1 protein-coding gene (only partly in view) is annotated in these 16,230 nt (G+C 72.7%); it reads left to right on the top strand.

All coding sequences use genetic code 11. The features are described from left to right. Nucleotides 1-16,230, top strand: partial view of a non-ribosomal peptide synthase/polyketide synthase gene (locus tag K8556_RS22675; RefSeq protein WP_223742158.1) — the 3' portion only. It extends 16,140 nt beyond the left edge of the window; only the last 16,230 of its 32,370 coding nucleotides appear in the window; its start codon lies off the left edge, out of view; the stop codon is at nucleotides 16,228-16,230.

Below are 16,230 nucleotides of genomic sequence, written 5' to 3'. Positions count from 1 at the left end.
AACCAGCTCCGCGACACCTTCCACGTCCAGGTGCCGCTGGCGGCCCTCTTCGAAGCGCCCACCGTCGCGGGGCTCGCCTCCCGCATCGAACCGCTGCTCCAACAGGCCCCGGCGCAGGAGCCCACACGCGAGCTGCCGCTCGTGCCCCGCTCCCGGACGGAGCCGCTGCCCCTGTCCTTCGTGCAGGAGCGCGTCTGGCGCCTGGAGCAGCACCTCCCCGGCCTGTCCGCGTACACCATCCCCTTCGTCCTGCGCCTGGAGGGCCCCGCCGACGCCGCCATCCTGGAGCGGGCCATCCAGGAGGTCGTCCAGCGCCACGAGGCCCTGCGCACCACCTACGACGCCGTGGACGGCCAGCCCGTGCAGCGCTTCCATCCCCACGTGCGCATCCCGCTCCCCATCGTGGAGGTGGAAGGCACGCCCGGCGAACGCGAGGAGGCCGCCCTCCGCATCGCCCGCGAGGACGCCGCGCGCCCCTTCGACCTGGTACGAGGCCCCGTGCTGCGCACCACACTCGTGCGCCTGCGCGCGGACCTGCACCTGCTGGTCTGCGCCATCCATCACATCGTCTGCGACACGCTGTCCACGTCCCTCTTCCTCCAGGAGGTGGGACAGCTCTACGCCGCCTTCCTCCAGGGCAGGCCGTCCCCCCTGGCGCCCCTGCCCGTGCAGTACGCGGACTTCGGCGCGTGGCAGCGGCAGTCGCTCGCGGAGTCGCGCTTCCCTGAACAGGAACAGTGGTGGCGCCAGCGCCTCGCCGGCATGCCGAGGCAGCTCGGCATCCCCACGGACCGGCCCCGTCCCGCGAGCTGCCCGCTCACCTCCGAGCGCATGGTGCTGGACTTCCCACCGGAGCTCGCCGAGGCGCTCGTCGCCTTCGGACGCAGCGAGGGCTTCACGTCGTACATGACGGTGCTCGCCGCGTGGAACGCGCTCCTGCACCGCTACACCGGTCAGGCGGATCTCATCGTCGGCACGCCCATCGGCAACCGCACGCGGCCGGAGCTGCTGCCGCTCATCGGCTACGTGGCGCACTCGGCCGCGTTCCGCACCCACGTGGGGGATGACCCGAGCTTCCGCGAGCTCTTGCACCGCGTGCGACGCGAGGTCACCGACGTGCAATCGCGGCCCGACGTGCCCTTCGAGCTGCTCGTCGAACAGCTCGTCCCCGGGCGCGACATCGGCCGGGAGCGCATGACGGACACGGTGTTCGTCTACCACTCGAACCTGGAGATGGGCGGCGACGCGCTGGCGGCTGTCGGGGCGCGAGGCACCTTCATCGAGGTCCCGGGCACGCCCGTGCAGTGGGGCGCCACCCTGTCGGACCTGACGCTCATCCTCACCGAGGAACCCGGCCGCATCCACGGCGCGCTGGAGTACGCGACGGAGCTGTTCGACGCCTCCACCGCGCGGCGGATGCTGGAGCACCTCCAGGTGTTGCTCGGCGCGGCGCTGGCCCGGCCCGAGGAGCCCCTCTCCCGCCTGCCGCTGGCCACCGACGCCGAACGCCGCGCATGGCCCGCGCCCCCGCCCGTCACGCAGGCCCCCGTCCTGCCCGCGCGGCTGCGCGAACACGCGCTGCGGCGGCCGGACGCCATCGCCGTGGAGCAGGCCGGGCGGACCTGGACCTGGCGGGAGCTGGCCTCGCGCGCGAGGAGGCTCTCGTCGAAACTGCGGGAGCAGGGACTGCGGCCGGGAGAGCCCGTGGCGCTCTGCCTCCGGGCATCGCCGGAGAAGCTGGCCGTGCTGTGGGGCGTGCTGGAGGCAGGCGGCGCGCCGGTGGCGCTCGGCCCCACGGACCTGGACTCGCTGGCCGTCTATGCCGTGGAAGGCAGCGCCGTGCCCCGGCTCATCACCTGGCGCGGGCTCTTCACTTCGGCACGCCTGGAGTCCTCGCGCGTCCTGCACGTCGAAGAGGTGCTGGGAGACGTGTCGCCGGCAACGGAGGCGCTGCCACTTCCGTCGCCAGAGTCCCTGGCGTGGCTCCTGCCCATGGGGGCGGGCCAGCCCGCGTGGGCGTTGAGTCACGCGTCGCTCACGGGCTTCTTCGCGGGACTGGATGCGCCGCTGCGTCCGGCGCCGGGCACCACCTGGCTCGCCGCGTCCGAACCCGCCCCCGAGAAGCCCGAACTGGAGTCCCTCTGGGCCCTGTCTCGCGGCCTGCGCGTGCTGTACCCCTCCGAGGCCACCACGTCGCGCCGGGGCTCGCCGGACGAGGCGGCATCACGTCCGCTTCAGCTCAGCCTGTCGTACTTCGCCAACGACGAGGACTCGCTCTCCGGACCCAAGTACGAGCTGCTGATGGAGGGCGCGAAGTTCGCGGACGCGAACGGCTTCTCCGCCATCTGGACGCCCGAGCGGCACTTCCACTCCTTCGGCGGCATCTACCCGCAGCCCGCGGTGGTCTCCGCGGCGCTCGCGTCCGTCACGAAGCACCTGCGCTTGCGCTCGGGCAGCGTGGTGCTGCCGCTGCATGATCCGCTGCTCGTCGCGGAGCAGTGGGCCGTGGTGGACAACCTGTCGCAGGGCCGCGTGGACGTGTCGGTGGCGACGGGCTGGCACGTGCAGGACTTCATCTTCGCGCCCGGGAACTACGCCGACCGGCGCAACATCCTGCTGCGCCACCTGGAGACGCTGCGAGGCCTGTGGCGCGGAGATCGACTGCGGCGCCCGGGCGGCAACGGCGTCACCGTGGAGGTGGGCCTGCGCCCGAAGCCGGTGCAGCGCGAGCTGCCGGTGTGGCTCACCGCCACCGCGAACCCGGAGACGTTCCGGCTCGCGGGCGAGTTGGGCGCGGGTGTGCTCACGGGCCTCTTCGCCCACTCGCTGGAGGAGCTGAAGCCGAAGGTGGCCCTCTACCGCGAAGCGTGGCGCCGCAACGGCCACCCGGGCCGGGGCCACATCACCTGCATGCTGCACACGTACCTGGGGGACGACGAGGCGGAGGTCCTGAGGCGGGTGCGCAAGCCGCTGCTGGCGTACTTCCGGAGTTCGGCGGACATCACCACGTCGCTGCTCGCCGCGCAGGGATACCAGGGGGAGATCGCCAAGGTGTCCCGCGAGGACATCGACGCGCTGCTGGAGCACACCTTCGAGCACCACGCGAAGGGCACCGGCCTCATCGGCACGGTGGAGAGCGGCATCCAGCGGCTGCGCGAGGTGCGGGCCTCGGACGTGGACGAGGTGACGTGCCTCATCGACTTCGGCCTGGAGACGCCGGTCGTCCTGGAAGGGCTCCAGCGTCTGGCCAGGGCGCGAGAGGCCGTAGCCGCCGACGCGGCGTCGCACTCGCGGCGCGTGCGCGGCGAGCAGGAGACGGATGCGGCGGAGGTGCTGTCGCTGGCGAAGCAGTCAGGCGCGGTGCTGGTGAACACCACCGCACGGCTGGCCCGCGCGTTGACGGACCTCCCGGGTGCGCGGGAGGCCCTGGCTCCGGTGGGGGCATGGGTCCTGGAGAACGCGTCCGCGGAGCTGGCGTCGGCGATCCAGCGGACCGCGGGAGGGGACGTGCTGCTCGCGGGGGAGGCCCGGGAGGGAGGCCTGCTGCCGCGTGCGCCAGAGGAGAAGCTGCCGCCGGGCCTGGAGGTCTGGGTGTTGGACGCGGCCGGGGCGCCCGTGCCCGCGGGCGTCGTCGGAGAGTTGGCCCTGTCGGGCGCGGGGCTCCCTGCCGCGCTTTGGAAGGCAACGGGCGAGGCGCCAGACCGGTTGGCGCCGCATCCGAGGAGTGGATCCGCGAGCCTCTACCGCACGGGCCGCGCCGTGCGCCTGCGCGCCGACGGTCGTGTCGAAGCCGTGAACGTCCCTGGCTTCAAGCTGCCCGCGCCACCTGCCGCCACGTCTGGTCCGGACGCCACCTTGCACGCCCCTGCGTCCAAGCTCGCGCCACGCCCCGCGTCGCCCGCCGTTACGAGCGCTCCAGACGCGACCTTGAGCGCCCCTGCGTCCAAGCCGCTCGCGCCACACTCCGCGTCGTCCGCCGCCACGAGCGCCCCGGAAGCGACCTTGAGCGCCCCTGCGTCAAAGCCGCCCGCGCCACGCCTCGCGTCGCCCGCCGTCACGAGCGCTCCGGACGCCGCCTTGCATGCTCCGGCGTCCAAGCCGTCCTCGCCACGCCCCGCGTCGCCCGCGGGCACGGGGGCCCCGGACGCGACCTTGCATGCGGTTTCCCTCAGCGCAGCCGGTGCGCTCCAGACGATCCCGCGAGCGCCGCGCGACCGGCCGTTGCCGCTGTCATTCGCGCAGCAACGCCTCTGGTACCTCCAGGAACTGGAGCCGGAGAGCACCGCCTACAACAACGCGATCATCTTCCGGCTCACGGGCGCGCTGAACGTCACCGCGCTCCAGACGGCGCTCCACGCGCTCGTGGAGCGCCATGAGGTCCTGCGCACCACCTACGCGCTGGGCGACACCGGGGCCGTGCAGGTCATCCACGCGACCGGCACCCTGCCCCTGGAGACGGAGGACGTCCCCGGCGACACGGCCGAGGCGCGGGAGGCCGCCATGCTCCGGCGCTGCCAGGCGTACACCGCGACGCCCTTCCACCTGGACACGGGTCCCGTGGCGCGCGCGCTGTTGCTGCGGCTGGCTCCGGACACGCACGTCCTGCACCTGCTCCTGCACCACGTCGTCTCCGACGCCTGGTGCGCCCTGGTCCTCAGCCGCGAGCTGCCGGTCCTCTACGCCTGCGCCAGCGCCGGTGTGCCCTCCGTCCTGCCGCCGCTGCCGGTGCAGTACGCCGACTACGCCGTGTGGCAGCGCGCGTGGCTGACCGGGCCGGTGCTGGAGGAGCAGGCCCGCTGGTGGAAGGATCTGCTCCAGGGCACGCCGCCGCTGGAGCTGCCCACCGACCATCCCCGCCCCGCCGCGCAGTCCTACGCGGGCGCCGCGCACGCCTTCCACCTGCCTCGCGAGCTGTCCGAGCCGCTCCTCGCGCTGGGCCGCCGTGGAGGCGCCACGTCCTTCATGGTCCTGATGGCGCTGTTCCAGGTGCTGCTCTCCCGCACCTCCGGACAGGACGACTTCGCGGTGGGCACGCCCATCGCAGGGCGCTCACGCCCCGAGGTGGAAGGCCTGCTCGGCTGCTTCGTCAACACGCTCGCCTTCCGCGCGAGGCTCGGCGGGGCACCGGGGTTCCGGGAGCTCGTCTCGCGCGTGAAGCAGCAGGCCCTGGGCGGCTACGCGCGCCAGGACATGCCCTTCGAGCAGTTGGTGGACGTGCTCCAGGCGCCTCGCGACCTGAGCCGCACGCCGGTGTTCCAGACCGTCCTCAACGTCATCAACGTGCCCGAGGCCCAGACGACCGGAGGCGCCGGGCTCCAGATTGGCGGCGTGGACGTGCCGGTGACGACGTCCAAGTTCGACCTGACCCTGGAGGTCTGGGAGCAGCGCGACGGCCTGCGCTGCCGCCTGGAGTACGCCACCGCCCTCTTTGACGCCGCGACGCTGGAGCGCATGGCGGAACACCTGACCGTGCTGGCGAAGGCGGTCGTCGCGACGCCGGACGCGCCGGTCTCCACCTTGTCGCTGCTCACGCCGGCCGAGCGTGAACAGGTGCTGCGCGACTGGAACGACACGCGCGTGGACCATCCGCGAGGCGCCACGCTCCATCACCTCTTCGAAGCCCAGGCCGAACGCACGCCGGAGGCCACCGCGCTCCAGTTCGAGGACCAGCGCCTGACGTACGCGCAGCTCGAAGTCCGGGCCAACCAGGTCGCGCACCACCTGCGTGCGCGCGGCGTCGGCCCGGAGACCCTGGTGGGCGTCTGCATGGAGCGCTCGCTGGAGCTGGTGGTCGCCCTCCTGGGCGTCCTGAAGTCCGGCGCGGCCTACGTCCCGCTGGATCCGGCCACGCCCTCGGAGCGGCTCGCCGGGATGCTGGAGGACACCGCCGCGCCGGTGCTCCTCATCCAGGAGCGCTTCCGCGCCACGCTGACTCCGCAGGCCGCGCGAGATGCGCTGCCTCCGCATGACGAGCACGTCACCCATCGGAATGCCCAGGGAGATATCGACGCCGTGCGGTCGACGCAGGCCGCGCACGTCATCGCGCTCGACAGCCAGTGGGAGGCCATCGCGCGTGAGTCCACGGACCGTCCCGTGTCGCTGGCCGGTGAGGACTCGCTCGCCTACGTCATCTTCACGTCCGGAAGCACGGGCCGTCCCAAGGGCGCGATGAACGCGCACGCGGGCGTCGTCAACCGCCTGCGCTGGATGCAGGGGCGCTACGGTCTGACGCCTTCCGACACGGTGCTTCAGAAGACGCCGTTCAGCTTCGACGTGTCCGTGTGGGAGTTCTTCTGGCCCCTGATGACGGGCGCGCGGCTGGTACTCACGCGGCCCGGCGGCCACCAGGAGCCGGACTACCTCGTGGCCCTGATGGCACGCGAGCACGTGACGACGGTGCACTTCGTGCCGTCCATGCTGCGCGCCTTCGTGGAGGAGCCCGGCCTGGAGTCCCTGTCGCGGCTGCGTCAGGTGATGTGCAGCGGCGAAGCCCTGCCCGCGGACCTGGTGCTCCGAGCCCATGCTCGAATGCCGCACGCCACGCTGCACAACCTCTACGGCCCCACCGAGGCCGCCGTGGACGTGACGTCCTGGGAGTGCCCGCACGACGAGTCCCCGCGAATCATCCCCATCGGCAGGCCCGTGGCCAACACGCGCATGCACGTCCTGGATGCCCACGGTCAACCTGTGCCCCCAGGCATCCCGGGCGAGCTGTTCATCGGCGGCGTGCAGGTGGGCCGGGGCTACTGGCGCCGCCCCTCGCTCACGGCCGAGCGCTTCATCCCCGACGCCTTCAGTGACACGCCCGGCGCGCGCCTGTACCGCACGGGCGACATCGCCCGGTGGCGGACCGACGGCACACTGGAGTACCTGGGCCGCGCCGACTTCCAGGTGAAGCTGCGCGGCTTCCGCATCGAATTGGGCGACATCGAAGCCGCGATCCAGTCCTGGCCCGGCGTGCGCGACACCGTGGCCGTCGTCCGCCAGGAAGGCACGGCGGGACCGCGCCTCGTCGCCTACGTCCGCATCGACGGCGGGACGCTGGACACCGCGGGCCTGCGCGCGTTCCTGCACTCCCGGCTGCCCGAGTACATGGTGCCCTCCACCCTCGTCCGCCTGGACGTCCTGCCCCTCACCTCCAGCGGCAAGGTGGACCGCAGGGCCCTGCCCGCGCCGGACGCGCCCACCACCGGACGCGCGGACCCCATCGCTCCGCGTGACGACACCGAGCGCGCCCTGGCGGAGATCTTCGCGCAGGTGCTCGGCCTCCCCCAGGTCGGCGTGCGGGACAGCTTCTTCGAACTGGGCGGACACTCGCTGCTCGCGACCCAGGTGGCCGCGCGCGTGCGGACGCGCCTGGGCCAGGAGGTGCCGCTGCGCACGCTGTTCGAAGCCCCCACCGTGGAGGCGCTCGCCCGGCGCATCGTCCCCGCCCAGGCCGTGGCCCCCGCACCAACCCAACCGGAGAAGCCCGAGCCCACTGGACTCACGCCGTTGACCCGTGGCGTACGGCCCGCGGTGCTGCCGCTGTCGTTCGCGCAGCAGCGGCTGTGGTTCATCCACCAACTGGGCACCACGGACACGGCCTACAACATGCCGTTCTCGCTCCGGCTGGAGGGCACGCTGGACCTGGGCGCGCTCCAGCGGAGCTTCGACCGGCTGGTGCGCCGGCATGAAGTCCTGCGCACCACGTTCCGCGAGTACGAAGGAGCCCCGGAGCAGGTCATCCACGCTCCCGCTCCGCTGCCCCTGCGACAGGTGGACCTCACCGGCATCCCGGACCTGGAGCCGCGCCGGGCCGAAGCCACCCGGCTCGCCCGCGAGGAGGCGCGCACCCCGTTCGACCTGGAGCAGGGTCCCCTCCTCCGGGCCCTGTTGCTGAAGCTGTCGCCCACGGAGCACGTGCTGGTGCTGAACCTGCACCACATCATCTCCGACGGCTGGTCCACCGGCGTCCTGGTGCGCGAGATGGGCACGCTCTACGCCGCGCTCTCCCGCAACCTCCCCTCCCCGCTTCCCGAGCTGCCGGTGCAGTACGCCGACCACGCGCTGTGGCAGCGGGGCTGGTTGCAGGGCGCGGTGCTGGACGCGCAACTCGGCTACTGGCGGCGGCAGTTGGAAGGCGCGCCGTCGCACCTGGAGCTGCCCACGGACCATCCGCGTCCGGCCCGGCAGTCCTTCCAGGGCGCCCTGATGCCCGTCACCCTCCCGCAAGCTTTGAGCGAAGCCCTGGAGTCCCTGGCGAAGCGCGAGGGCGCCACGCCGTACATGGCGCTGCTGGCCGCGTTCCAATTGCTGTTGTCGCGGTACGCCGGCCAGGACGACGTGCTGGTGGGCTCCCCCATCGCGGGCCGCCGCCACGCCGAGTCCGAACCGCTCATCGGCTACTTCGCCAACACCGTCGTCCTGCGCACCCGCCTGCGCGAGGACGACACCTTCGCCTCCCTGCTGGCGCGCGTGCGGGACACCACCCTGGGCGCCTACGAGCACCAGGACCTCCCGTTCGAGAAGCTCGTCGAAGCGCTGCACCCCGCGCGCGACGCGTCCCGGACGCCGTTCTTCCAGGTCACCTTCACGCTGCAGAACGCGCCGCTGCCGCCGCTCGCCCTGCCCGGCCTGACACTCGAGCCGATGAACGCCGATCCGGGCGCCATCCGCTTCGACCTGGAGCTGCAGTTGCACCGCGCCCCCGAGGGCTTCACGGGAGGCCTCAACTTCAACACCGCCCTGTTCACACCCGGCACGGTGGCCGGGATGGCGCGGCACCTGAACGTGCTGCTCGAAGCCGCGGTGGCCTCGCCAGGGACGCCGCTCTCGCGCCTGCCGCTGCTGACGCCCGAGGAGCGGCGCCAGGTGCTCGTCGCCTGGAACGACACCGCGACGGATTATCCGCGTGACGCCTCCGTGCCCGCGCTGTTCGCGGAGCAGGCCGCGCGCACACCGGACGCCGTCGCCGTGAGGATGCCCGCGAGTCCGGGGGCCTCCCCATCGCCGGGCACGGCGCGTGAGCTCACGTACGGAGAACTGGAGCATCGCGCGAACCAGCTCGCGCACCACCTGCGCCAGGTGGGCGTGCGGCCCGGGGACCGCGTGGGGCTGTGCGTGGAGCGTTCGCCGGAGCTCGTCGTCGCGATGCTCGGCATCCTCAAGGCGGGCGCGGCCTACGTGCCCGTGGAGGCGAAGGCTCCGGCGGACCGCACGGCCTGGGTGCTCCAGGAGGCGGGTGTCGGCGTGCTCGTCACGCAGGAAGCGCTGGCGGATGAGCTGCCGGCGGTGACCGGGCTCCTCGTGCTTCTGGACGCGGAGGCGGATCCGATCGCGAAGCAGCCGGCCACGCCGCCGGGCGTGCGGGTGCCCGCGGAGGCGCTGGCCTACGTGATGTTCACGTCGGGCAGCACCGGCCGTCCCAAGGGGGTCTGCGTGCCCCACCGGGGCATCGTGCGCCTCGTCCGAGGCAATGGCTTCATCGCGTTCGGCCCGGACCAGGTGTTCCTCCAGGCCGCGCCGGTCGCGTTCGACGCCTCCACGCTGGAGCTCTGGGGCGCGCTGCTGCACGGCGCGAAGCTGGTGCTGGCGCCGCCGCAGGCGCTCTCGCTGTCGGAGCTGGGCACGCTGCTCGCCGTGGAAGGAGTGACCACGCTGTGGCTCACCGCCGCCCTCTTCGAGCAGATGGTCCTCCACGAAGGCGCCTCGGTCGCGGGCGTGCGGCAGGTGCTGGCGGGCGGAGACGTGCTGCCCGTGCCTCGCGTGAGGGAACACCTGTCGCGGATGGCGCCGGACGCCGTGCTCGTCAACGGGTATGGCCCCACGGAGAACACCACGTTCTCCACCACGCACACGCTGCGCGCGGGGGACACCGTGGAGCGCTCGGTGCCCATTGGCCGGCCGCTGGCGAACTCCACCGCGTGGGTGCTGGACACGCACCTCCAGCCGCTGCCGCCGGGGCTCCCCGGCGAGCTGTACGTCGGCGGTGACGGCCTCGCCTGGGGCTACCTCCAGCGGCCGGACCTCACCGCCGAGCGGTTCATCCCCCATCCCCACTCCGCCACGCCGGGCGCCCGCCTGTACCGCACGGGCGACCGGGCCCGCTGGCGCGACGACGGCACGCTGGAGTTCCTGGGCCGCACCGACTTCCAGCTCAAGCTGCGCGGCTTCCGCATCGAGCCCGGAGAGGTGGAGGCCGTGCTGCGCCAGGCCCCGGACGTGCGCGAGGCAGTGGTACTCGCGCGCGAGGACGCCTCCGGTGAGAAGCGGCTCGTGGCCTACGTGGTCCTGTCCGAGGACAGCGCTGTCACCGACCGCGTGAAGGCGCACGCGCAGCGGCGGCTCCCGGACTACATGGTGCCGTCCGCCTGGGTGGCGCTGCCGTCGCTGCCGCTGTCACCGAACGGCAAGGTGGACCGCAAGGCCCTGCCCGCGCCCGAAGCGCCCCGGTCCACCCATGCGGCGCGAGAAGCCCCACGCAACGCGATGGAGACCCAGCTCGCGGCCATCTGGGCGGAGGTGCTGCGCCTGGACACCGTGGGCATCCACGATGACTTCTTCGACCTGGGAGGCCACTCGCTCCTGGCCACGCAGGTGGTGTCGCGCATCCGCGCGGTGCTGGGCGTGGAGCTGCCCCTGGGTGAGCTGTTCAACGCGCCCACCGTGGCCGCGCTCGCCCAGCACCTGGGCGCCACCACGAACCGCCGCGAACACGTGCCGCCCCTGACCCGGGCCCCGAGGCCCCCGCTGCTGCCACTGTCGTTCGCGCAGCAGCGGCTGTGGTTCATCGACCAGCTCGAGCCGGGCAGCGCCCTCTACAACATGCCCGTCGCCCTGCGGCTGCTCGGCGCGCTGGACGAGGCCGCGCTGAAGGGGAGCCTGGACGCGTTGATGGCGCGGCATGAATCCCTGCGCACCACCTTCCGCACGGAGGCGGGCCAGCCCGTGCAGCACATCCACGCGCAGGCCACCGTGCCGCTGGAGCGCGTGGACCTGACCACGTGGGAGGACGCCGAAGCCCGGCTGCGCGAAGCGGAGCGCCTGGCGACAGCGGAGTCCCAGCGGCCGTTCGACCTGGAGCGCGGCCCGGTCATCCGAGCCCTGCTGCTCCAGCTCGCGGCCGAGGAGCACGTGCTGGTGCTGCACCTCCACCACATCGTCTCCGACGGCTGGTCGCTGGGGGTGATGGTGCGCGAGCTGACCGCCCTCTACGCGGCCCTGCGGGAAGGCCGTCCGCCCGCGCTCCCGGAGCTGCCCGTGCAGTACGCGGACTTCGCGCTCTGGCAGCGCGCGTGGCTCCAGGGAGAGGCACTGGAGGCGCAATTGGCGTGGTGGAGCCGGCAGCTCGAAGGAGCGCCCCGGGCGCTGGAGCTGCCCACCGACAAGCCGCGCCCCGCCGTCTCCACCCAGCGCGGCGACACGGTGCCGGTGCACCTGCCCCGGGCCCTGTCCGAGCGCGTGGAGGCCCTGGCGAAGCAGGAAGGCGCCACGCCCTTCATGGTGCTGCTCGCGGCCTTCCAGACGGTGTTGCACCGCTACTCCGGTCAGGACGACGTGCTGGTGGGCACGCCCATCGCGAACCGCCGCCACGCGGAGACAGAAGGGCTCATCGGCTTCTTCGTCAACACGCTGGTGCTGCGCGGAAGCTTCGGCGCCCGGACGACGTTCCGGGAGCTGCTGGCCCAGGTGAGAGCCACGACGCTGGGCGCCTATGAGCACCAGGACGTCCCCTTCGAGCGGCTGGTGGAATCCCTGCAAACGACGCGCGACCTGGGCCGCATGCCGCTGTTCCAGGTGATGTTCGCGCTCCAGAACGCGCCGGTGCCGGAGCTATCGCTGCCCGGCCTCACCGTGCGTCCCGCGGCGCTCGCGGAGCGCATCACGTCGCAGTTCGACCTGAGCCTGGACCTGGACCGCCGCGAGGACGGCTTCCGGGGCAAGCTCGAATACGCCACGGACCTCTTCGAGCGTCCGACCATGGAGCGGCTCCTCACCCACCTGCGGGTGCTGCTGGAGGCGGTGCTCACGGATCCGGACGGACCGCTGTCCGGACGGTCGCTCGTCTCGGAGGAGGAGCGGCAGCGGTTGTTGGGGGACCTGGCCGGAGGCATGTCGCCCTACGACGGGGACGGCACGCTGCACGGCCACTTCGAAGCCCAGGTGGCGCGGACCCCGGACGCGGACGCCGTGGTGTTCGGGGACACGACGCTGTCCTTCCGGCAGCTCAACATGCAGGCCAACCAGCTCGCCTGGCACCTGCGGTCGCTGGGGGTGGGCCCGGAGGTGACGGTGGGCCTGTGCCTGGAGCGCTCGGCGGAGACCGTCGTCGCGCTGCTCGCGGTGAACAAGGCCGGGGGCGCCTTCGTGCCACTGGACCCGGCCGCGCCCGCCGCGCGCAAGTCGTTCGTGCTCAAAGACTGTGGCGCGTCCGTGCTGGTGACGACGCAGGCCCTACTGGAGGCATGGCACCCGGAGGTCCCCCACCTGGTGCGGATGGACGCAAAACCTGTCCGACAGTCGGACAGGTTTTCGGACAACCTGCCGCCGACGGCGGGGGCGGAGAACCTCGCCTACGTCATCTACACCTCTGGCTCCACGGGGACGCCCAAGGGGGTGATGGTGCGGCACCGCTCGCTGCTGCACCTGCGCCACGCGCTCCTCCGGACCGCCTACGCGGGGCAGGCGCCGGGACTCCGCGTCAGCGTCAACGCGCCGCTGTTCTTCGATGCATCCATCGAACAGGTGCTGCAACTGCTGGGTGGCCACTGCCTGTGCCCCGTTCCGGAGGACCTCCGTTTGGAGCCGGAGCGGATGCTCGAGTGGCTGGAGCGGACACGGGTGGACGCGCTGGATTGCACGCCCGCGCAACTGAAGCTCCTGCTGGACGCGGGGATGCTGGAGCGCCCCCGACTGCCGTCGCTCGTGTTGGTGGGCGGCGAGGCACTGGACGAGGTGATGTGGCAGCGGCTCGCCGGGACCCGGCGCACGCGGGCCTTCAATGCCTATGGCCCCACCGAGTGCACCGTGGACGCCACCGTCTGGGACATCCAGGGGACGTCCCTCGCGCGGCCCGTCATCGGACGGCCGCTGGACAACCTGCGCGCGTACGTGCTCGACGAGCGCCTGGAGCTGGTGCCCTTCGGCCTGCCGGGGGAGCTGTGCTTCGCCGGTGAAGGCGTCGCGCGCGGCTACCTGGGCCGTCCGCACCTGACCGCCGAGCGCTTCATGCCGGACCCCTTCGGCACCGAGCCCGGAGCGCGCCTGTACCGCACGGGCGACAAGGCCCGGTGGCGCGAGGACGGGACGCTCGAGTTCATGGGCCGCCTGGACTTCCAGGTGAAGCTGCGCGGCCACCGCATCGAGCTGGGCGAAGTCGAGTCCACGCTGCGCGCCCACCCCGACGTCCGGGACGCGTTGGCCCTGGTGCGCGAGGACGTTCCGGGCGACGCGCGCCTCGTCGCCTACGTCACGCCGGAGGTGGACACCGCTCCGCTGCAAGAGCACCTGCGACGGCACCTGCCCGATTACATGGTGCCGGCCGCCCTCCTCGCCCTGCCCGTCCTCCCCCTGACGCCGAACGGCAAGGTGGATCGCAAGGCCCTGCCCGTGCCGGACGCGGCGTCGCGCTCGGCGCGTGTCTTCGAACCGCCCGCGACGCCCACCGAGGAGCGCCTCGCCGCCATCTGGGAGGAGCTGCTCCGCGTGTCCAACGTGGGCCGTCACGACAACTTCTTCGAGCTGGGCGGGCACTCGCTCCTGGCCACGCAGGTGGTGGCGCGCGTGCGCTCCCACTTCGGGGTGGAGCTGCGCGTCCGGGCCCTCTTCGAAACGCCGACCGTGGCGGGCCTCGCCCGGCGGCTGACGGACTCGCCCACGCCCGCGCTGCCTCCGCTGACGAGGACGCAGGGGGACGGACTCGCGCCCCTGTCCTTCGCCCAGCAGCGGCTGTGGTTCATCGACCAGTTGGAGCCAGGCAGCCCGCTCTACAACATGCCCTTCGCGCTGCGGCTGTCCGGGGCGCTGGACGTCCCCGCCCTCCAGCGGGCCTTCGACGCGCTGGTGCAGCGGCACGAAACCCTGCGCACGACGTTCGAGGCACACGACGGAACGCCACGTCAGCGCATCCATCCCGCGCCCACGGGCATCCTGCGCACGGAGGACCTGGAGGCCCTGCCCGAGGACGCACGTGAAGCCGAAGTCTGGCGCCGCGTGGACGCGGAGGCGCTGCGCCCATTCGACCTGGGCACGGGGCCCCTCGCGCGCTTCACCCTGCTGCGGCTGGAGGCGCGGGAGCACGTGCTCCTGCTGTGCACGCACCACACCGTCTCCGATGGCTGGTCCTTCGGAGTGCTCGTGCGCGAGCTGGTGGCGCTCTACGAAGCGTTCCGCCAGGGCCAGCCGTCCCCCCTGCCGGAGCTGCCCGTGCAGTACGCGGACTTCTCCCGGTGGCAGGCCGCGTGGATGGAAGGACAGGTGCTGGAGGGACAGCTCGACGGGTGGAGGCGGCGGCTCGAAGGGGCGCCGCATGCGCTGCTGCTTCCCACGGACCGGCCTCGTCCGGCCCGCCGCTCCGCGCAGGGGGCGAGGTGGCCCGTCCAACTGGCACCGGCCTTGAGTGACGCGGTGGAGGCGCTGGCGAAGCGGGAAGGCGCCACGCCCTTCATAGTGCTCATGGCCGCGTTCCAGTGGCTGCTGGCGCGGTACTCCGGCCAGGACGACGTGCTGGTGGGCACGCCCATCGCGAACCGCCGCCACGCGGAGACCGAGGGCCTCATCGGCTTCTTCGTCAACACGCTGGTCCTCCGCGCGCGCTTCACCCAGGACCTGTCGTTCCGGAAGGTCCTCGCGCAGGTGCGCGCGACCACGCTCGGCGCGTACGAACATCAGGACCTCCCCTTCGAGCGGCTGGTGGACGCGCTCCAGCCCGAGCGCGACCTGGGCCGCACCCCGCTCTTCCAGGTCCTCTTCGCGCTGCACAACACGCCGGAGCCGGAGGTCGCCCTCCCGGGCCTGACGCTGAAGGCGGTGGAGGTCACTCCCACGGCGGCGAAGTTCGATCTGGACCTGGCCCTCACGCGGCAGCCGGACGGCTTCCAGGGCGCGCTCACGTACAGCACGGACCTCTTCGACGCCGCCACGGTCCAGCGGCTGATGGAGCGCTGGAGCACGCTGCTGGAGACGGTCCTCGCCGCGCCCGACGCGGTCCTGGACCGGGGGCCGCTGCTGACGGAGGACGAGCTTCGCCGGATGCACCTCCCGGAGGCCCCGGCCTCCCGTCCTTCCGGAACCCCGGAGGTGGCCCCTCGCGACGACCTGGAGCGGGAGCTGGTGGCGCTCTGGGAGGAGCTGCTGGGCGTCCGGCCCATCGGCGTGACGCGTCCGTTCTTCGACCTGGGCGGTCACTCCCTGCTCGCCGTGAAGCTGATGGCGCGCATCCGGGAGCGCTTCCAGCGCGAGCTGCCCCTGGCCGCCCTCTTCCAGGCGCCCACGGTGGAGGCGCTGGCCCGGCTGCTGCGTCAGGCGCCCCTGGTCTTCTCCCCGCTCGTGCCCATCCAGCGCGAGGGCTCGCGGCGGCCCTTCTTCTGCGTCCACCCGGTGGGCGGCAACGTGCTCGCGTACGCGGCGTTGGCGAAGCAACTGGGCCCGGAGCAGCCCTTCTACGGGCTCCAGTCCCAGGGGCTCGATGGAAGCCGTCCGCCGCTCGACACGGTGGAGGCGATGGCGGCGCTCTACGTGAACGCCGTGCGCACCGTGCAGCCCCACGGCCCCTACCGGCTGGGCGGCTGGTCCATGGGAGGCGTCGTGGCCTTCGAGATGGCGCGCCAGCTCCAGGCCCGGGGCGAGACCGTGGAGCTCGTGGCGCTCATCGATGCCAGCCCCGCGACGGATGAACGCGTGCCGCTCGACGTGGACGACGAAGGACAGGTGGCCGCGCTGTTCGAGCTCGACCAGGGCCAGCTCGCGACGCCGGAAGCGGCCACGGCGGCAGGGCGCACGCTCCTGCACGTCTTCACCCGCAACCTGCGCGCGCTGAAACACCACCGCCCTGGAACGTTCACCGGCCGCGTCCTCCTGCTCCAGGCGGGCGATGCCCCGGCGCGCGGGGACGACGGCTGGAGCGCGCATGTCCACGGCGAGCTGACGCGCGAGGTCCTCCCGGGCACGCACTACACCCTGCTGCGATCCCCCTACGTCGAGCGGCTCGCGGAGCGGTTGACGGAGGCGCTCCAGGGCGCGTCCCGGTAG

Origin of the sequence: Corallococcus sp. AS-1-12, from assembly GCF_020036995.1 — a bacterium.
In the GTDB taxonomy this organism is placed as follows: Bacteria; Myxococcota; Myxococcia; order Myxococcales; family Myxococcaceae; genus Corallococcus.
The sequence above is the reverse complement of the archived record's forward strand: the minus strand, read 5'-3'. Positions and strand labels throughout refer to the sequence as shown.